This window comes from Pedobacter foliorum, from assembly GCF_013266735.1.
GTDB classification, from domain to species: Bacteria; Bacteroidota; Bacteroidia; order Sphingobacteriales; family Sphingobacteriaceae; genus Pedobacter; species Pedobacter foliorum.
In genome coordinates, this window is record NZ_JABSNU010000019.1 from 56967 (window position 1) to 77015 (window position 20049).

Annotated in this window: 13 protein-coding genes and 1 tRNA gene; 8 read left to right on the forward strand and 6 right to left on the reverse strand. The window is 37.7% G+C overall.

All coding sequences use genetic code 11. The features are described from left to right. The first annotated feature begins 32 nt into the window (after positions 1–32). Complete coding sequence (locus tag HQN83_RS23355; protein WP_317172534.1) at positions 33–3752, forward strand: sensor histidine kinase; 3720 nt, start codon at positions 33–35, stop codon at positions 3750–3752. On the opposite strand, the gene HQN83_RS23360 is transcribed toward HQN83_RS23355, so the two are convergent. After that, on the reverse strand, positions 3744–4652 hold the full coding sequence (locus tag HQN83_RS23360) for a hypothetical protein (RefSeq protein WP_173093883.1): 909 nt from the start codon (positions 4650–4652) through the stop codon (positions 3744–3746). The genes HQN83_RS23355 and HQN83_RS23360 overlap by 9 nt on opposite strands. Before the next feature lie 187 nt (positions 4653–4839). On the opposite strand from HQN83_RS23360, the gene HQN83_RS23365 reads away from it, so the two are divergent. Beyond that, entirely contained in the window at positions 4840–6390 is a 1551-nt protein-coding gene (locus HQN83_RS23365) for a glycoside hydrolase family 10 protein (protein ID WP_173093885.1), read from the forward strand. 145 nt (positions 6391–6535) lie between these two features. Here the strand turns inward: HQN83_RS23365 and HQN83_RS23370 are convergent, their stop codons facing one another. From HQN83_RS23370 to nagB, 3 genes are all read right to left on the reverse strand, one after another. Next, positions 6536–9403 carry a M16 family metallopeptidase gene (locus HQN83_RS23370; protein WP_173093887.1) on the reverse strand — a complete coding sequence of 956 codons (2868 nt, stop codon included), beginning with the start codon at positions 9401–9403 and terminating at the stop codon, positions 6536–6538. 23 nt (positions 9404–9426) lie between these two features. Further along, complete coding sequence (locus HQN83_RS23375) at positions 9427–10584, reverse strand: acyltransferase family protein (protein ID WP_173093889.1); 1158 nt, start codon at positions 10582–10584, stop codon at positions 9427–9429. Between the two features lie 63 nt (positions 10585–10647). Further along, the gene (gene nagB, locus HQN83_RS23380) at positions 10648–12567 is read right to left on the reverse strand and encodes a glucosamine-6-phosphate deaminase (protein ID WP_173093891.1); all 1920 of its coding nucleotides are present in this window, start codon (positions 12565–12567) and stop codon (positions 10648–10650) included. Positions 12568–12946: 379 nt separating this feature from the next. On the opposite strand from nagB, the gene HQN83_RS23385 reads away from it, so the two are divergent. From HQN83_RS23385 to HQN83_RS23395, 3 genes are all read left to right on the forward strand, one after another. Next, positions 12947–14146 carry an anhydro-N-acetylmuramic acid kinase gene (locus HQN83_RS23385; RefSeq protein WP_173093893.1) on the forward strand — a complete coding sequence of 400 codons (1200 nt, stop codon included), beginning with the start codon at positions 12947–12949 and terminating at the stop codon, positions 14144–14146. Between the two features lie 70 nt (positions 14147–14216). After that, positions 14217–14432 carry a hypothetical protein gene (locus tag HQN83_RS23390; protein ID WP_173093894.1) on the forward strand — a complete coding sequence of 72 codons (216 nt, stop codon included), beginning with the start codon at positions 14217–14219 and terminating at the stop codon, positions 14430–14432. A 55-nt stretch (positions 14433–14487) separates the two neighbouring features. Next, positions 14488–16191 carry a S41 family peptidase gene (locus HQN83_RS23395; RefSeq protein ID WP_173093895.1) on the forward strand — a complete coding sequence of 568 codons (1704 nt, stop codon included), beginning with the start codon at positions 14488–14490 and terminating at the stop codon, positions 16189–16191. Positions 16192–16197: 6 nt separating this feature from the next. Here the strand turns inward: HQN83_RS23395 and HQN83_RS23400 are convergent, their stop codons facing one another. Beyond that, positions 16198–16527, reverse strand: a complete 330-nt coding sequence (locus tag HQN83_RS23400) for a 2Fe-2S iron-sulfur cluster-binding protein (RefSeq protein ID WP_173093896.1) — start codon at positions 16525–16527, stop codon at positions 16198–16200. A gap of 2 nt (positions 16528–16529) precedes the next feature. Then, positions 16530–17540 (reverse strand): NAD(P)/FAD-dependent oxidoreductase, encoded by a 1011-nt coding sequence (locus HQN83_RS23405; protein ID WP_173093897.1) that lies wholly within the window; start codon positions 17538–17540, stop codon positions 16530–16532. Between the two features lie 128 nt (positions 17541–17668). Here HQN83_RS23405 and HQN83_RS23410 point away from each other — a divergent pair, with 128 nt between their 5' ends. The 3 genes from HQN83_RS23410 to HQN83_RS23420 all read left to right on the forward strand — a co-directional run bounded on the left by HQN83_RS23410 (position 17669) and on the right by HQN83_RS23420 (position 19855). Further along, positions 17669–18415, forward strand: coding sequence for a UDP-2,3-diacylglucosamine diphosphatase (locus HQN83_RS23410; RefSeq protein WP_173093898.1), 747 nt, complete (start codon positions 17669–17671; stop codon positions 18413–18415). A gap of 174 nt (positions 18416–18589) precedes the next feature. After that, positions 18590–19663 (forward strand): peptide chain release factor 1, encoded by a 1074-nt coding sequence (gene prfA / locus HQN83_RS23415; protein ID WP_048908307.1) that lies wholly within the window; start codon positions 18590–18592, stop codon positions 19661–19663. A 118-nt stretch (positions 19664–19781) separates the two neighbouring features. Beyond that, a tRNA-Asp gene (locus tag HQN83_RS23420) sits at positions 19782–19855 on the forward strand. The last annotated feature ends 194 nt before the right edge of the window (positions 19856–20049 follow it).

A 20049-nucleotide genomic window follows, 5' to 3' on the forward strand; every position in this document is an offset into this window, starting at 1 on the left:
TAATAATACCTTTATTAAAATAACTTTTAAGTGTGAGTATCGGAGGTAAAATCAGATTTCTTTTATTGATATTGGGCGTTTGCTGTATTGTTACGGCACTATCGCTAAAGCATTCAATAACAAAAAAGGAATTATTAACCTACGAGGCAGGTAAACTTCAAAAGAATCTTGCTGTTAACGAACGCATTGTTTATGATTTTTTAGGTGATGCTGCTCAGGTTGAAAAGGCCAAGCAGTATCACCTAAATGATCAATACGGCTTAAATTTCATCAATAAATATCGTGATAAGGGTATCAACATCCTTACCTATCAAGATAATAAACTCAAGTTTTGGAGTTACAACAGGTTAACCGTTGCCGACCCTGAGACGGTTAAAGAAGGCTCTTCTTTTACTCAATTTGCCAATGGATGGTTTGAGGTTATAAAGAAAACCACGGGTAATTATACCCTCATATTTCTTATAGAAGTTAAAAACCAATTCAATATTCAAAATCAATATCTTGAGAATGATTTTTCAAGTTACTTGTCCGATAACAATTCCCTTGCTCTGGCCACTTTTATCGATCCTGAGGTACAGGGAATAAGAAACCTTGATGGGACAATCATTTTTGAAGTTAAACTTAAACCTACCTATTCAAGAAGTATTTACGGCACAATAGAACTTTGGCTATGGCTGATAGGACTTTTTAGCTTCTGCCTGTTTTTTAATTCATTTTGTGGTTGGCTGGCCAAGAGAGGTAATTTAGTGCCTGCAACGGTTCTCATCCTGCTTTTCTTTGTTACTATTAGAGTTACTGACTTAGAGTATGGGTGGTTTAACAAACAATTTAATCTGCCTATTTTTAGCCCTAAAATATACGCGGAAAGCTTTTTTCTCCCTTCACTCGGAGATTTTTTGCTTAACGTAATAGCAATAACATGGGTAGTACTATTTGTTTTTACCTATAATGACAAGTACAAGCTTCCTGAATGGCTAACACGTAGTAAACTAGGTGGATTATCTTTCCATTTTATTTTACTTGTTATTTTTGGAGCGTTGGCGTTTTTATTCGATCAGGTATTCCTTGGTCTCATCCTCAATTCAAAAATAAACTTTGATATTACCAACATCATAAATCTTGACGGGATAAGTTGGGTCAGCATTATTATATTATGCCTTGTCTGGTTTAATATTTATCTGGTTGCAAATATATTTATGCAGCAAACACTGCAATTACATGTTACCAATCGGGAAAGAGCTATATTGTTTTTAGCAGCTTTTTTTGCTTGTCTTATTTATAAGTTGGGGACGGGCTTTAGTATCTTTTTTATAGCATATGCGCTATTTATCTTTATTATGGCCTGGAATTTTTATATCAGGAATAATAGATTTTCAATACGAGTTTTTGCCTTATTGTTCTTTTGCCTCGCTTTTATATCATCAATTAAATACTTAAGATTTATTGATGAAAAGGAGCATGAGAACAGATTTGCAATCGCGCAGAAACTAATCTCTTCAGACGATTTTACAGTTGTAAGTACTATAGAGAATTTAGAAAGAACTATTCTGTCAAATAAGGAGGTTTTAAGCTATTTTAAGGATCCCGTTTTTAGTAGTCCGATAGAATTAAAGAAAAGTATTGAAACGGATTATATTGAGCGTTACTTGCCTAGATTTGAATATAACCTATACGAATACAATCACCTGGACTCATCGGAAACAGGATTACAGACAATTCCGCTTAGTTATTTTAAGAAGCTTGTAAAAGCTGGTTCCGTAAAAGTGCCTGAGTCAAATTATTTTTACCGACTAAATGATACATTCGGATATCAAGACTATTTTGGGATCATTCCAATTTATGAGCAGAATCAAATACTTGGTACCCTCGTTATCGAGTTAAAATCTCAACCGTACAATTACAAAGGTCAATTACCAGAAATTTTGATAGATCGCTCTATTAAAAGCGATGATAATTATAGTAACTATTCAATCGCTCTTTATAAGGACGGAAGGTTAGAAGGTCAGTCAGGAAAGTATACTTACAAACTCTCTAGTGATGGGTTTGTAACACGAAACAATAGTGTCAGTTTTTTTAAGGATAGCCTAAATTATTCCCATCTGATTTATTATCCTACGCCTTCAAAATTAATTGTGATCAGTAAGGAGGACGTGTCATTTATTATACAATTAGCGACATTATCTTTCTTTTTCCTTGTGTTTATCCTGTTTTCAATCACATTATATACTTTGATCTGGCTGTTAAAGAATATTGACGAAAGCTGGAGTGGCTGGTTTAATATTAACCGCTCATTAATGATTAATGCAAATAAGATCCTATATAAAACAAGGATTCAATTCTCTATTGTTTTATCAGTAGTAGCTACATTGTTAATTGTGGGGTGGACAACTTATTTCTATATCAGGGATGAATACAGAAGACAGCAGCAGGATTTCATTAAAGAAAAGGTCCGAAAAGTTCAGCAATCTTATGAAAAGCTCATTTTCGCAACAGGTTTGCCGGCCCCAACAGATAAAGCAATTAACGACTTTAATCAGTTTGCAGATATTAATGCTACTTATTTAAACCTATTTGATACCAATGGTGCATTAATATTTACCTCAATACCTAAAATATACGATCTGGGGATCATAAGCAGGCGAATGGGTTCAAAGGCCTTTCTCCATTTAAATCAGCTGCAAGGGTCAGATTTTATTAATCCCGCCGAAAGGATTGGTAATTTTACCTACTCTTCGGCATATGCACCTATCAGAAATGCTCAGAATCAAACCGTGGCATATATAGGAGTTCCTTATTATGCAAATGAAGCAGATTACCAAACCAGAATTGGGGTATTCATAAATACGCTGATTAATATATATGCGCTTGTTTTTGTGGCCATAGGGATTCTTGCGGTCTTTCTGGCTGATCAAATTACTAGTCCATTAACATTCATTCAGGATAGCATTAAAAAGACCAAATTGGGGCAAAAGAATCAGCCTATTGTTTGGTCGCGTCATGATGAGATTGGATCCTTGATAAAGGAATATAACAAAATGATCGCAGCGCTTGAAGAAAGTGCGGTTAAGCTTGCTCGCTCTGAACGGGAGAGTGCCTGGCGAGAAATGGCAAAGCAAGTTGCCCATGAGATTAAGAACCCTCTTACCCCATTAAAACTGGGTGTACAGCTTCTAGAGAAATCATGGAAAGAAAAAGATCCTAATTTTCAAAAGAAATTCGAAAGGTTTAGTAAGTCATTTATTGAGCAAATTGACAGCCTATCTACTATTGCTTCTGAGTTCTCTAATTTTGCTAAAATGCCGGATACCAAATTGGAGAAACTTCAATTATTACCTATAATCGGACAGGCGCGAGATGTATTTAGGAATACACAAAATGTCGAGATTTATATCCTTAACAATACAGATACTGATGTAGTTGTACTTGGTGATAAAGATCAGGCGTTGCGTACCTTTAATAATCTATTTAAGAACGCAATTGAAGCAGCTGACACCAATACTTTGTGTATTATAAAAATAAACATCTCGAATAATCAGGAACGTGTTTTTATAGAAGTAGAAGATAATGGGAATGGTATTGATGCGTCTTTACAGGATAAGATCTTTGTTCCTAATTTTACGACTAAGTCGTCGGGGACTGGCTTGGGACTAGCATTTGTTAAACAGGCAGTTGAAAATGCAGGTGGAACTGTAGGGTTTAAATCGTTTGCTAACGTAGGGACTACCTTTTATTTGAGTTTCCCTTTATCTTAACATTATTTCTGCCCGGCCCATTGTATAGCCATCAGCATATAGAATGATGGAGTATTCTCCTTTTATAAACTCATTTGGATTAATCCAATCCATATTAAAAGTTGTATTGTCGTCATTGTATGAAATTGAAGTAGATGAGCTGAACTGCATCTCTTGCCCATCAGCCTCAAACATATTGTTCTCATTTGCAATTAGATTTCCAGCCGGATCAAACACCCTAAGGTATATTTTATGGTAATCTTTTTGAGCAAGTTCATTAGGCGCAATATCAAATTTCACACTTAATTTCTTTGCAGAGCTAGCTCTTGTTACCTCAATATTTTTACCGCTGCTTTTTACCTTGTAGGCTGTAATGTGTACGTTTGCTGCTTTTAAGGCTGCTCCAGTCTTTACTTTTTCCCTTAATTCCCGATTTCTCTTTTCAAGTTCACTGGCTCTTTCACTGGCGAAATTTGCAGAAGCCTTTAAGCTATCCCTTTCATTTTTAAGAAGTGAATTTTCTTTTTTCAAACGAAGAACATCCTCGTTATAGGTTTTCATGAACTCCCGAAGATCTCGGACTTCTTTTTGAGCTACAATAAGTTCTGTTTGTGTAAGCACACCCTTTTGAAGTGCAGCTTTAAGCTCAGCTATCTTTCCGCGGGCAAGTTCCTGTTCCTTAAGTAATTTTTCACTCAAAGTAAGGTTTAAGGCGTTTACTTTATCAAGTTCAACCTCGATTTTCTCAACCTCCAGCCTAAGACGATCTTTCTCTGTGCTAACAGTAGCGAATCGCTCATTTTCCTTTTTGTCTTTAATAAAAAGGAAGGCGTTGGTACCTAACAATGCAATTATAACAACAACTAAAAAGTAGATTTTATTGCGGTCGCCTTTATTTACTGGATCACTCTTGTCTGACATTACTTCAATTCTTAACTAAATTAGGTTGAGGCGCGAACATAAATAAAAATATAACAAATGGTAAAAAAAACATTCTATTTGTATGAGACTTTAAAAAAAATCGTTTACTTGCTAGGATTAGGGAACTGAACTGTATTCTGAGCACAACAAATGAAACTAAATTTTATATTATTACAAATTAGAAAGGATGTTTAAACTCACTTTTTATGCACTATTACTCATCATAGTACAACCAATATCTCTTTTTTCGCAAGACACTACAAAAATTGCTCCAAAAAGGGAGTTTAGAGGGGTTTGGGTAGCAACGGTTGCTAATATCGACTGGCCATCAAAACCCGGACTAAGTGTAGATCAGCAAAAACAAGAACTGATTGGCATCTTAGAACAGCACAAAAGAAATGGTTTAAATGCTATAATGTTACAGGTTAGGCCTACGGCCGATGCCTTTTATGCAAGCCCAAGAGAGCCTTGGAGTCAATGGCTCATGGGGAAGCAAGGTGTTGCACCAAGCCCTGGCTATGATCCATTAGCTTTTGCAATTAAAGAAGCCCATTCAAGAGGAATCGAGCTTCATGCATGGTTTAATCCTTACCGAGCTACAATGAGCCCTAATACGGTGACTCATGAAAGCCATATGACCAGAAAACGTCCGGACCTTTTCTTTACTTATGCCGGCAAGAAACAATTCGATCCCGGAATACCAGAGGTTAGAGAGTACATCGTACAGGTTATCCTTGATGTAGTAAAGGGATATGATGTAGATGGAATTCATTTCGATGATTACTTTTATCCATATAAAGTAGAAGGCCAACGGATAAATGATGGAGCAACATTTAGTAAATACGCTAACGGATTTACAGATATAAATGATTGGAGAAGAAACAACGTTGATATACTTATCAAACAATTAAACGATAGCATTCATTACTATAAAAAGTATGTAAAATTTGGAGTTAGTCCATTCGGAATCTGGAGAAACAAAGCGGAAGACACATTGGGTTCTGCAACCAGTGGACTGTCTAATTATGCTGAACTTTTTGCTGATTCAAGAAAGTGGGTTAAAGAAGGCTGGGTAGATTACATTAACCCTCAGATATACTTTAGCTTTACCCGCAGAGTTGCCCCATTTGCAACATTAGTAGACTGGTGGAGTAATAATACATACGGCAGACATCTTTACATAGGACAAGCTGCTTATCTGATGAACCAAAAAATGGAAGCGGCATGGCGATTACCTAAGCAAATGCCTGACCAGATTAGGTATATCAGAAAAAATAACCGTGTACAAGGTAGCGTATATTTTAGTTCCAAATCATTCTCTACTGTAGCTCGTGCATTTGGAGATTCCTTAAGGAACGATTTTTACAAATATCCGGCGCTTCCACCTCAAATGCCGTGGCTTGATGATATAGTGCCTAACCAACCGCAACAACTTACCGCAGATGCGATGCACGATGGAGTACATTTAAAATGGGAAAAGCCGTTTAAAGCAGAGGATGGAGAGACCGCTTCAGGTTACGTGATTTACCGTTTTGAAGAAGGGGAGAAGATTGGCATATTGAACGCCAAAAATATTCTTAAAATAAGTTTTGAAGAATATACCTCCTACATAGATACTGATGTAGAAAGTGGCAAAAGGTACAATTATCTTGTTACCGCGCTAGATAGGCTAAAGAATGAAAGCGAGCCTAGTGGGCCAGTTGGAATACAAGCAAGGGAAACCCTTGCGCCAAATTAAGAATATTGAATACTAACATCGTTCTATCATCGTCAACATTATCCTGAATTTATTTCAGGATCTCGCAAAAGAAAGAAAATCTTGTTTTGTGCGAGATCCTGAAATAAATTCAGGATGACGTTAGTATAATTTAAAATAAGCCGTTCTATTTCTGTTGAGGCAACAAAACTAAACGGATATAATTCTCATCACTTAAGTATTTTTGAGCTGCTGCTTTTGTACTTTCAATAGTAACTGCATCCATTCTCTTCTTTTCACTTAATAACTGATCTAGGGCCTCTTCATTTTTTAAACGACTGCTTAAGTAACCCAACCAATAATTGTTGTTACGCAAGTTAAGCTCCATTTGACGTTGCTCTTCAGATTTAAACTTAGTGAGGTCATCTGCAGAAGCACCACTTGCTTTAATCTTGTTTACTTCATCAAGAGCCGCTGCAATCAGCTTTTCTACATTTGCAGGTGCGCAGCTAAATGAAATGTTAAAGTAATAATGTCCTTCCGGATATTTCTCAATACTTAAACCAACCTGTGGACTATAAACGCCACTCTCTTTTTCACGTAAACGTTCTAGTATCTTTATTTCTAAAGCACCTTTTAGGGCATCTAATTGTACATTATTATCCGCGTTAAAGGTATAATCGCCATGGATGTAAAGTTCAACAGCTGCTTTGTCTTCCAAACCTTTGTAAACGGTTTTGCTGATTTTTCCTTTAGGAGCTCTAATGCCACGATCAACAAAGTTTTGTTTTTTATTTAAGGCAGGTAAGCTGGCAATGTATGTTTCGATAAATGGTTTGATTGTATTAATATCAAATGCACCCACAATTACAAAGGTTTGCTCACTTGCATCAGCAAAGCGATCCTTATAAAAATCAAATGCTTTATCAATAGAAACTTTATCCAGGTCCTCTAAGTTGGTAGGCATTGCACGCTTATTATACGACGATAATACAGCCTGAACGGTATCACTAAAAACACTATTTGGATTCGCATTTTTATTGCCTAACACTACTTTATAATCAGAGATGTTCTTGTTAAATATCTCGCCGTCTTTTCTTGGATTGGTTGCATAAGCATAAACCATTTGAAAAGCTGTTTCAATATCCTTTGGAGAAGAACTGCCGCTGAAACCTTGATAAAGATCATCAACATAAGCACCCGCTCTACCTGTGTTTCCTGCAAGTAACTTTGATAATTGCGTCGGATTAAACTCACCAACTCCACTTTGAGCAATTAAACTAACCATCTGTGCCGATTCAAGGTCTTTGTCATCCGCTAGAGATATACCGCCTTTGGAGAATGAACTGAAAATAACCTGATCGTTTTTAAAGTCAGTCGGCTTTAATAGCACCTTAATTCCATTGCTTAAGGTCAATTCGGTAACGCCTACGGCATCAATCTTCTTTTCACTTACAATTTTACCTGCCGTTGGTTTTTTCTCCAATAGAGGCTTATTTAACGAATTGTCTACGTAAGCCGTTACTCCTAAGCCTGCATTTTTTACCACAGCAACCAATTGCGCCTCCGTTGGAAGAGTTGCTTTATCCTTTTCAGGAGCCTGAACAATGATAATTTGGTTCTCTTTCGGTGTAAGTGTTTTTACCAAAGCATTTATTTCAGCAAGCGTAATGCTGGCAATTGCTTTCTGGGTTTCTGCATAGGTAAAGTCAATTGAAGGAATCACACTTCCTTTAAGGAAATTATTCAGGTACTGTTGCACAAAGCTTGCAGAGGCTGTTTTGTCTTTTTCTTTATATTGTTTTTCATTGCCGGCAAGGATGTTTTTCTTGGCAACATCTAATTCTGATTGAAGAAAACCGAATTTGCTCATTCTTTCGTTTTCAGCAATAGCCCCGGCAAAAGCCTTTTCAAGCTGGTCACCAGATTTCGAAGCAACTACAGTTTGAAAAGCATTTATACCCGAAACCAAACCACCTTGATAGGGGCCAAATGAGCTTTGTCCAAATATAAATGGCGCGTTCTCTTTTTGCAGAATCTCTTCAAATCTTGCCCCCAACATACTGTTTACCATCGAGTACATAAGCCTCTTTTTAAAGCCCGCAGTGGTTTTGGTAGGAGTTCCACGTAATTTATACATCACAATAGCTACATCATATGGTTGTTCAGGGTCGGTAATTACCTTAACAAGTGGTTCTTTGTTGTCCGGTAAATCATAACTTAAACGAGGACGAGGGTTTGCAGGGTTGGTCAGGTCAGAGAAATTGGCCTTAATTAACTGCTCAACTTCATTCACATCAAAATCTCCAACGGCTATTACAGCTTGTAAGTTAGGTCTGTACCAATCCCTGTAAAAGCTTTTGATTCTATCATGAGGAAACGATTTTAAGATGTCAATTTTCCCAATAGGGATGCGGTTTTCGTAACGTGAGCCCTTTAATAATAGGGGAAGCAATTGCTTACTCATTCGCTCCTGAGCGTTTTTACCACGCTGACGATCTTCTTCTATAATCACACCACGTTCTTTGTCTATTTCTTCACCCTCCATAACCACTTTTCCTGCCCAGTTGGCAAGGATTTTGAATCCGGTTTTAAACACCAAAGCACTATCCGTTGGGATAGGTAATTGATATACCGTTTGTTCAAATCCTGTATAGGCGTTAAGATCAGCTCCAAAGCGAACTCCTGCTTTTTGAAGGTAATTGATGATGTCATTTTTAGGGAAGTCTTTAGTTCCATTAAAAGCCATGTGCTCAGTAAAGTGAGCCAGCCCTTGCTGATCATCATCTTCCATTAATGAGCCAATGCGGTTCGCTAAATATAGCTCAGCTCTGTTTTTTGGTTCAGAATTCTTTCTGATGTAATAGGTTAAGCCGTTCGCTAGCTTCCCGATTTTAACATTAGGGTCATTAGGAATTAGCGTTTCGTCGGTTTTCTTTGCAGCTGCTGAAACAGTTTTCTTTACAGCAGTGGTTTTTTTCTGCGCAAGTACAGGAGCGTTAAATGCCACAACAGCGGCAAGCCCACATACAAGAGTGTTGATGGTTCTTTTCATGAATATTAGTTATCTCGCTAAATTTAAACTTTTATAATAATTTTTTTGTTATACATCGCCCAAAGAATTATTAGCCAGAATAGTACGAAGCTAATTGCCCAGGCCAGTGATGCATTAATTGGAGAAAAATGGGATGAGAAACCGGAGTAAAGCCAGGATTGTAAGGGTATTTCAGAGCCGTTGCTATCTTTAACGTGAATCATACCCAGTATGCGAGGGATTAAACCCGAAAGAAAGAATACTGTAATTGCATTTACCCCGTACACCACAAAAGGCTTTGTAAACCGATTGTATTGGTGAACATCAATTACCCAATAGCATAATGCCAGAATTACAGTTGCTAAACCACCTGTGTACAAAACAAAAGAGCTTGTCCATAGGGCCTTATTAATTGGGAATTGCAAATTCCATAACAAACCTAAAACTACGGCTGTGCACCCTGTGGTAAATAACCACGCTACTTTTGAAGCTGCATCAATATCCTTGCGCTTTAGATAGATGCCAACTAAAATTCCAAATAACCCCGTTGCAATCGCAGGAACTGCACTAAGAATGCCCTCCGGATCCCATGTTTTAGAGGATTTCCATAGATGAGCCTCGGTTAATATACTTCTGTCTAACCATGCACCTAAATTGGTTTCCTTCTCCAGATTGGCATAGCCTACACCCGGAACAGGTACAAATGTCATTAATGCCCAATAAACGGCAAGTAAAGTAATTAGTATCCTGAATATGTTCTTTTCAGAGTTTTTAAGAAATATGATAGATGAAATAAAAAACACTACAGCAATCCGTTGTAGTACTCCTGGGATGCGGACATGTTGAAAGGCCCCAATAGGATCAGTAAATACTTTAGGAAATAGAGATAAAAACAAACCTAATCCAAATAGAATAAGTGCCCTTTTTAAGGCCTTTAAGATGGTCTTGCTATGTGTTGTAGGATCTGTTCTTTTGCTTCCCATTGCATAAGCAATTGAAACGCCAACTATAAACAGAAAGAAAGGGAAAACTAAGTCGGTAGGCGTGCAGCCATTCCATTCAGCATGTTCAAGAGGAGCATAGATATTGCCCCAATCTCCGGGATTATTTACAAGTATCATGGCGGCTACTGTGGCGCCTCTAAAGAAATCAAGTGATAGTAATCTTGCAGGAGTATTAGCCGTGGCCGAAATGGAAGTCATGAAAGAGGGATTAATTACAAAATAATCGCTATTGCGTAAACACAATAGCGATTATAAATATAATTAAAATTTATAGCGTACAAAGGCTTCCATAGCCTCGTAATTTGCTAATCCTAAATCGTCGTAAGCCTGAGCAGTTTCTCTGTTTCTGTCCTCAGCTCTTTGCCAGAATTCTCTAGCGTCATCACCTGGGAAAACGGCTCTGTCTTTTTGTGACTGATGTTTGAAAATAGCGAATTTCTTTCTTTCCACTTCTTGTGGACTAAGAGGAACAGCCATTTCAATTTCATGAGTTTCAAATTCCTGCCATGCACCACGGTACATCCATAGCCAGCAATCTTTAACCCAGCTTTCAGTTTTTGCTAAGCGTTTTAATGCTTCTAAAATGATGTTAAAACAAACGATGTGAGTTCCATGTGGATCTTCAAAATCGCCTGCTGCAAATACCTGCTCTGGTTTAACCTTTTGTAAAAGGTCCATTGTTAATTGAACATCAAGGTCGGTAACAGGGTTTTTGTTAACCTTTCCACTTTCGTAAAAAGGAAGTGCCATAAAATGTATATGATCATCTTCAAGACCGCAATAACGAGCACCTGCAATAGCTTCTCCTTTTCTGATTAAGCCTTTTACAGTTTGTATCTCTGGAGTATCAACCTGATTTGGTTGTTTTTTCTCCATAAATGTGCGCATGTTGCTGTAAAGATTTTTTAATTCGTCAGTACCAAGGCCCATTTTGTCAGAGAAATCAATCCCGAATTCAACAAAACGAAGTGCATCATCATCCCATACCGCAGTATTACCAGAAGTTTGGTAAGCTACGTGTACATCATGTTTTTGATCTACTAAACGGATGAAAGTACCACCCATTGAAATTACGTCATCATCAGGGTGCGGAGAGAAAATGATTGAACGCTTTTTAGCAGGTTCAGCTCTTTCCGGTCTTTGCGAATCGTCGGCATTAGGTTTACCACCTGGCCATCCAGTAATCGTATGTTGTAATTTATTAAAGATGTCGATGTTGATGTTATAAACAGGACCTCTGTCAATAGCAAGCTGAGCCATACCATTGTTGTTATAGTCATCTTCAGTAAGTTTAAGAACAGGCTTACCTAAATGATTTGCTAACCAGATTACTGCTTTTCTTGTAATTTTTTCTTCCCAAACACAGTCTTTTACTAACCAAGGCGTATCAAAACGGGTTAATTCAGAAGCCGCATCTTTGTCCAGAATGAATTCAACATGCTCAGAAAGTTGTAGATAAGTTGCAGGAACTTCACCTGAAATTTCTCCTTCAACAGCTTTTTTAATGATGGAAGCTTTTTTTCTGTTCCATGCCATCAATATAATTTCACGGGCTTTGAAGATAGTACCAATACCCATGGTAATAGCTTTTGTTGGCACAAAAGATTTACCACCAAAATCTCTTGCAGCATCACGTCTGGTAAGGTCATCAAGAGTAACCAAGCGAGTACCAGAATTTGGTGCAGAGCCCGGCTCATTGAAACCAATGTGACCAGTACGTCCGATACCTAATATCTGAATATCTAATCCACCTACATCTCCAATCTTCTTTTCATAGGCAAGGCAAAAAGCAGGGATTTCTTCTAGGCTCAATGTCCCATCAGGAATGTTAATGTTGTTTTTGTCGATGTCGATGTGAGCAAACAAATGCTCATTCATAAAAGAAACATAGCTTTGAGCAGCATCTGGCTGCATTGGATAATACTCATCCAGGTTAAACGTGATTACGTTTTTAAAGCTCAAACCCTCTTCTTTATGCATTCTTACTAATTCTGCATACACTGCAATAGGTGTAGCTCCAGTAGCTAAACCTAAAACAGCATGAGTGTTATTCTTTTGTTTTTCTTTAATCAGATCCCCGATACGTTTAGCCACGCTAAGTGAAGCGGCTTTAGGGTTTTCAAAGACAGAAACGGGTAATTTTTCAAAACGCGTTTCTTCCAGAAGATTTAATCTTGCCATTTAATTTTGTTCTTAAAGTTTGTACGGAGCAGTAAATATAGGGACTCTATTGGGTATAACAAGAATTTTAATTTGGTAAAAAGGCCAAATTTAATTTGCTAACTAATTGTTTTTGTGGATTGTATTTTACACAATCGATTGAGATGTTGAGTTTAAGGGGTTTTTGAAAGCTACCTGTCTTCAAATATTTTTTTAATTGGCTCCATATTTCTTCGTAGTTGCTTTGGGCTTTGTTCGGAAAAAGGTACCCGTTAGCGAACTTTCTCCGAACAAACCTTAACGAAAGCCCGAATTTAGCGAGAACTAACAGTGTACTGGCAGATTTGAAAAAGCAATCTAAACTCTTGATTTGTTATCTTGCAGACGCAAAATTTTAACTATGAATGCTAACTGGACCAGGATTTTTCGGACAATTGAAAAACAGGAAAGATTAATAATTGGATTAATGTCGGGTACTTCGCTTGATGGGCTAGATATTGCACTGTGTCGTATTAGTGGAAGTGGTGCCAATACAAAGGTTCAGGTTCAGGATTTTAAAACAATTTCATACGATAACGCTTTTAAAGCAGAGGTTAAATCTATTTTTTCAAAAAGAGATGCCGATTTGCAAATGGTTTGCTTAATGAATGAAAAAATAGGGTTATTACATGCAGAGATGATTCTGCAAGCTATTGAGGCCTGGGGTGTAAAACCTGAGGATATAGATGTAATTGCAAGTCATGGGCAAACTATTTTTCATGCTCCGGCCTCGTTACATCAAATGCCCAACTATCCGAATGCCACGTTACAAATAGGCGATGGGGATCATATCGCAGTAAAAACAGGTATTGTTACTATTAGCGATTTCAGGCAAAAGCACATTGCTGCAGGAGGGGAGGGTGCCCCGCTTGCTGTGTATGGCGACTACTTATTGTTCTCTGAAAAAGGAGAAGATCGGGTAATGCTAAATATAGGCGGGATAGCCAACTTTACATATTTGCCCGGAGATAATGATGCCACAAAGGTGTTTTCTACAGATGTTGGGTCGGGAAATACATTGATGGATCAATTTGTACAGCATCATTATAAAGGCCTATATTTTGATGAGAATGCCACAATTTCTAGTGCAGGGGTTATTAATGATAGTCTTTTAAAGGAGTTAATGCAGAATGATTTTCTAATTGCAGGATTTCCTAAAACAACCGGACCGGAATTGTTTAACCTTAAATATTTACAAGCCGCACAAGAACGATCAAACACCACTCATCTGAGTAAAGGAGATGTAATGGCAACCTTATGTCGCTTTTCTTCTCAGGTTATTATTAATGCAATTAACAAGTGTTTTGGAAATAACTTATCGCCATGTATATATATGAGTGGGGGTGGCATGCACAATCCATTATTGGTAAAACAACTTAAAGATGGGTTGCCAAATGCAAAGTTTTATACAACTGATGACCTGCAAATAAATCCTGATGCTAAAGAAGCAGTTCTGTTTGCAGTGCTCGCTAATGAGACATTGATGGGAACTGCCATCGATTTTGGTAGCAGCACCGGAGTGCCGTCAATTTGTATGGGGAAAATTTGCCTGCCTTTTTAAAGAATTTGAAGGTGTTTTTTATTAGTGACCTATCTCTTATTTTCATACTTTTGTGCTAAAGTATTTATTTATGGCAAGTTTTACTCTTACTACTGATACCTGGCAAAAGGTTAAAATTAAATTTTTAAGAAAATATCGCGATTTGGCTTCAGTAAATCTTTCATTTACTCCTGGTCAGGAAGATCAGCTTGTTGAGCAGCTTATGGGTTTGGTTAAAAGAGACAGAGAATACGTTGAATTTACCATCAAAAAAGCGCTTGCCGATCCAGACGGAAACAGACTTTAGGTTTCTTTTGGTCTGTTTTTATTTGTAAGTTTACCTTTAAACAGATTGGTGAACGATGAAACAATACAGACTAGCTGCCCTACTTGCTCTTATAGCCTTTGCTACTTTAACCTGGTCTTTTAAAGAAGACTTGTTTCAGGTATCCAAAAACCTGGACATCTTTGCTTCTCTTTATAAAGAGATAAATATCAATTATGTTGATGAGACCAACCCATCTGATTTGATGCGCAATAGCATTGATGCAATGTTGGATAATCTTGATCCCTATACTGAATACATTCCTGAATCTGAAATAGAAGATTATAAATTGAAATATGTGAGCACACAATACGGTGGTATTGGTGCCAGTACAGTTTCAATTGAAGGCAAGCTGTTCATAAACGAAGTGGTTGAAGGGTATCCGGCAGATAAGCAGGATGTAAAACCGGGCGATCAATTGGTGAAAATAAATGGCAATGAGGTAAAAGGAAAAGATCGTAATCAGATAAGTCAATTGTTAAGAGGCCCAAAAGGTTCTGCTGTTGATATATTGATGATAAGAGACGGCGCTGTAATTACTAAAAGCCTTGTTCGTGATGAAATAAAGCAACCCAATGTGCCGTATTCAGGCATGACTGATGATAATATTGCTTATATCCGTTTAGATAAATTTCTCGAAAACTCTGCTCAAGAGGTAAAAGATGCCGCAGTTGCATTAAGCAAGCAACAACCTAAAGGTATGATCCTTGATTTAAGGTATAATGGGGGTGGTATTTTACAAGAGGCGGTTAAAATAGTTAACCTCTTTATCAGTAAAGATGTGTTAGTGGTAACTCAAAAAGGTAGGAATCCTCAAAAGACTATCACTTATAAAACCATTAGTGAGCCTTTGTTATTGCAAATGCCACTGGTAGTTTTGGTTGGTGGTTCTTCGGCTTCGGCTTCCGAAATTGTTGCCGGGTCATTGCAAGATCTTGATAGGGCCATTATAGTTGGTCAAAGAAGTTTTGGTAAAGGATTAGTGCAGCAAACGTTTAATTTGCCTTATAATAGTCTTGTTAAGGTTACAGTAGCTAAGTATTTTACTCCTTCGGGAAGATGCATTCAGGCTTTAGACTATGCTCATAAGGATGCGAATGGGAAAACATTAAAGTTTGCTGATTCACTGGCTCATAAGTTTAGCACCCGTGCTGGCAGAAGCGTTTATGATGGAAACGGGGTTTACCCTGATGTGGTTGTAGCTTCTAATAGACCAAGCCCTATTACAATGTCTATCATGAGTAAAAACTTGTTTTTTGACTACGCTAACGACTATAAAAAGAAAAATAAAACTATTGCTCTGGCTGCCGGATTTCAATTAACTGATGCTGATTATAGTCAATTTGTAGCCTCATTAGATGGTAAAGATTATTCATATACCTCGCGCACTGAACGTTTGTTATCTGATTTACGAACAGAAGCTGAGAAAGAGAATAAATTAGGCGCTGTTAAGGCCGATCTTGATGATCTAAAGGATAAGATGCTTGGCGCTAAGAAAACTGATCTGGTAACTTACAAGGCAGAAATAAAGCGTGTTTTAGAAACACAGATAGTAAGTCGTTATTATTACGAGAAAGGGAAGGTTATTCAGGCCTTTCAATATGATAAAGAGCTTCAGGCAGCTAAAGCTCTTTTAAATAGTTCATCTAAAATGCTGGCGGTATTAAAAGGTGAGGGTGAATATAAAACTATAGGCAGCCCCACCAAAACGATTGCAGCAGTAACAACAGCCGAAAACTAGAAGTAGTTATTCGGCGTGATGTAGTTTTACAACTAAACCATCCATTGCAGGGTTTAGTTGTAGCTGGCAGGCAAGTCTTGAGTTCGGAAGTACATCCGGTAAAGTATCAAGCATTGCATACTCATCATCAGTCATTTCATTTAGCTTTTCTTCGCCTTCAAGCACATCTACACAGCAGGTGGCACATAATGCCATTCCGCCACAAGTTGCAAGAATATCATATTCGCATGCTTTAAGGTACTCCATTAAGCTTAATCCCATATCTACAGGGGCTTCAAGAGTAGTTAAGCTGCCATCAGGGTTTTGTACGTGTAGGGTAATGTTATTTTCTTCCATGCTTAAAATTCTGATACGCCGTTTACAGTGGTGTATTTCATGGTGTATTTAACACCTGGGTTCATGTATTGGTATGCACTGTGGCTCATTAAAGCCGCCTCGTGGAATCCACAAAGGATTAACTTTAATTTGTTAGTGTAAGTATTGATGTCACCAATAGCATAAATGCCTGGTATGTTTGTTGAATAATCGTCGGTATTAACTTCAATAGCACTTTTATTGATGTTTAAGTTCCATTGTTCGATTGGACCTAATTTAGGACTTAAGCCGAATAAAGGAATTAAATGATCTGTTGATATTGCAGTAGTTTCAAGGCTCTTATTATGAATAAGCTCTACGGTTTCTAATTTGCCGTTTCCAGAAACTGAATTAAGGTTGCTGTTTAAAACAAGGTTGATGCGACCGCTTTCAGCCAATGCCATTACTTTGTTTACAGAATCAGGTGCGCCACGGAAGCTTTCGCTGCGGTGTACTAATGTTAATTCATCAACAATGTCAGCTAAGAATATAGTCCAGTCAAGTGCCGAATCACCACCACCTGCGATAACCATTTTCTGACCACGGTATTGCTCAGGATCAAGGATCATGTAGTTAACACCTCTTCCGTTTTCGAATTGCTCTAATCCTGAAACAGCCGGTTTACGAGGCTCAAAGCAACCTAAACCACCTGCAATTACTACAACTTTAGATTCTATAATAGTACCCATGTTGGTAGTAAGCACAAAATCACCTTCTCCACGTTTTTCTAAACCTTCAATACGCTCACCTAAAGTAAAACCCGGGTGGAAAGGTTTTCCCTGCTCCATTAGGTTGTCAATAAGCTCCTGAGCTAATACTGTAGGGTAGCCAGGGATGTCATATATAGGTTTTTTAGGATATATTTCAGATAATTGACCACCCACCTGCGGTAAATAATCAATTAAATGGCAGCGCATTTTTAATAGTCCTGCTTCAAAAATTGCAAATAAACCTACGGGTCCGGCGCCAATTATGGCTATATCAGTAGAAATCATGTGTTTAAAATTTGTGCGAATTTACAAACTTTTGTTTTAATAACGATGCTATTTATAAATAATCTACATACTCCCTAGAACTTATGAAGGCAAACTGAGCTAATATTTTACTTATCTTTGTTTTATTGATGAATAAGAACATATATTTTGCCTCTGATTTTCATTTAGGCTCTCCTGATTTTTTTGAAAGTCGTAAGCGGGAAGATCGCATTCTTCGCTGGTTAAATACCATTGAGCCAACATGTAGTGAGCTTTTCCTGATGGGAGATGTTTTCGATTTTTGGTTTGAATATAGAACCGTTATACCTAAAGGCTTTATTCGTTTGCAAGGTAAACTGGCGAATATGACTGATGCCGGAATTAAGATCTATTTCTTTAAAGGTAACCATGATATGTGGGTTAATGACTATTTCACGAAGGAAATGGGGATTGAGATTATAAGTGATGAGCTTGTAATTGAAAGAAATGGCAAGAGATTCTTTTTACATCATGGTGACGGATTAGGGCCTGGTGACAGAAAATATAAGTTGCTGAGAAAAATCTTTAGAAATCCTGTGTGTCGTTGGTTGTTTTCTTTAATTCCGCCCACAATTGGAATGGGAATAGCAAACGGCTGGTCGAAAAGCAGTAGAGCTGCAAGTAGTAAGGAAGAAGTTTTTGAAGGAATTGAGAATGAATGGCTGGCTATTTACGCTAAAGAATTGCTGGTAAAACAACATTACGATTTTTTTGTTTTTGGTCATAGGCATTTGCCTTTAGATCTGGATTTAGGAGGAGGAGCTCAGTACGTGAACCTGGGCGAGTGGTTCAATTTTAACTCCTATGCGGTATTTGATGGGGAGGTGTTGAGCCTTAAATATTTTGAAAAGGAATAGCGTATTTTTCACGTAACGTGCTGATCCTATAATTTTTTAGTGTCAGTTAACTGAAAAAGCCGTATTTTTGCTGCCCGAATAAAAAACCTGTTATTACAATGAAATATGCTGTTTATAAACAGATTGAGTTATTGTTGTTAACGGTACAATTATAAAGTTTCTGAAAAAAAGAATATGTTAGAGAAATTAGAAGCAATTAAACTGCGTTGGGAAGATGTTGAGGAGCAGTTAAGTAATCCTGATACGATGCAGGATATGAAGCGTTTTGCGGCTTTAAATAAAGAATATAAAGATTTAGGTAAAATTGTAGAAGAGTATAAAGTCTACAAGAATGTGATGAGCAACATCGATGCAAACAAGGAGATCTTAAGTACTGAGAAAGATCCTGAAATGCGTGAGATGGCTAAAGAAGAACTTGATTTGCTACTGGTACAACAGGAAGAATTAGAAGAGAAAGTTCGTTTGATGCTTATCCCTGTGGACCCTGAAGATGCAAAGAACGCTGTATTTGAGATTAGAGGTGGTACCGGTGGTGACGAAGCTGCTTTGTTTGCCGGCGACTTATATAGAATGTATAGCCGTTTCTTTGAACAAAAGGGATGGAAAGTAGAAACTGTAGATGTTACTGAAGGTACGGCTGGTGGATACAAAGAGGTGATCTTGAAAGTTAGTGGTGAGGATGTTTACGGTCAATTGAAATATGAGTCGGGCGTACACAGGGTTCAACGTGTTCCTGATACAGAAACTCAAGGACGTGTTCATACATCGGCTGCATCTGTTGCTGTGTTACCGGAAGCGGAAGAAATCGACCTTTACATCAATCCGGCAGATATCGATTTGCAAACATCAAGATCTGGTGGTGCAGGTGGACAGAACGTAAATAAGGTTGAAACTAAAGTTCAGTTAACGCACAGGCCTTCTGGGATTGTTGTTGTTTGTCAGCAAGAGCGTTCTCAGCTAGGTAATAGAGTTATTGCAATGGAGATGCTTCGTAGTAAGTTATATGATATCGAATTGCAGAAAAAGAATGGTGATATCGCTGCCAGACGTAAAACTATGGTATCGACTGGTGACCGTTCAGCAAAGATCAGAACCTACAATTATCCGCAAGGAAGGGTTACAGATCACCGTATCGGTTTAACACTTTATAACCTAAGTGGAGTGATGGATGGCGGTGTTCAGGAATTAATTGATGCATTACAGTTCGCTGAAAATGCAGAAAAGATGAAAGAAGGATCTGTTATTTAAAAATAATTGGCAGATAGTTAGCGAGTTATAACTGTTTTAAAATAAATGTTGTAATTTTAAATAAAGGCGCTATATTTGCAATCCCGAAACGAAACAAAGAAACGAAAATAGGGAAAACGGACCGGTAGTTCAGCTGGTTAGAATGCCGCCCTGTCACGGCGGAGGTCGCGGGTTCGAGTCCCGTCCGGTCCGCAAAAGCCACTCAATCGAGTGGCTTTTTTGTTTAACAACAAATTTTCTCTATATTTAGATTAGCAAAATAAAGGGGATCAAGCGGAATTCTTGGGGGCATGAAACTTTAAGCATAGATTTTAGAAAGTCTGAACAGAAAGAATTTGACATCTCTTACCCCTCTAGAAGTTGCTCTGAAAGCTTTGACCTTTGCA

Bases quoted from the DNA above. Each gene is read 5' to 3' on its own strand.
- HQN83_RS23365 (WP_173093885.1), top strand. From the start codon at position 4,840: ATGTTTAAACTCACTTTTTATGCACTATTACTCATCATAGTACAACCA.
- HQN83_RS23385 (WP_173093893.1), top strand. From the start codon at position 12,947: ATGAATGCTAACTGGACCAGGATTTTTCGGACAATTGAAAAACAGGAA.
- HQN83_RS23360 (WP_173093883.1), bottom strand. From the start codon at position 4,652: ATGTCAGACAAGAGTGATCCAGTAAATAAAGGCGACCGCAATAAAATC.
- HQN83_RS23375 (WP_173093889.1), bottom strand. From the start codon at position 10,584: ATGACTTCCATTTCGGCCACGGCTAATACTCCTGCAAGATTACTATCA.
- HQN83_RS23390 (WP_173093894.1), top strand. From the start codon at position 14,217: ATGGCAAGTTTTACTCTTACTACTGATACCTGGCAAAAGGTTAAAATT.
- prfA (WP_048908307.1), top strand. From the start codon at position 18,590: ATGTTAGAGAAATTAGAAGCAATTAAACTGCGTTGGGAAGATGTTGAG.
- HQN83_RS23410 (WP_173093898.1), top strand. From the start codon at position 17,669: ATGAATAAGAACATATATTTTGCCTCTGATTTTCATTTAGGCTCTCCT.
- HQN83_RS23400 (WP_173093896.1), bottom strand. From the start codon at position 16,527: ATGGAAGAAAATAACATTACCCTACACGTACAAAACCCTGATGGCAGC.
- nagB (WP_173093891.1), bottom strand. From the start codon at position 12,567: ATGGCAAGATTAAATCTTCTGGAAGAAACGCGTTTTGAAAAATTACCC.
- HQN83_RS23370 (WP_173093887.1), bottom strand. From the start codon at position 9,403: ATGAAAAGAACCATCAACACTCTTGTATGTGGGCTTGCCGCTGTTGTG.
- HQN83_RS23405 (WP_173093897.1), bottom strand. From the start codon at position 17,540: ATGATTTCTACTGATATAGCCATAATTGGCGCCGGACCCGTAGGTTTA.
- HQN83_RS23395 (WP_173093895.1), top strand. From the start codon at position 14,488: ATGAAACAATACAGACTAGCTGCCCTACTTGCTCTTATAGCCTTTGCT.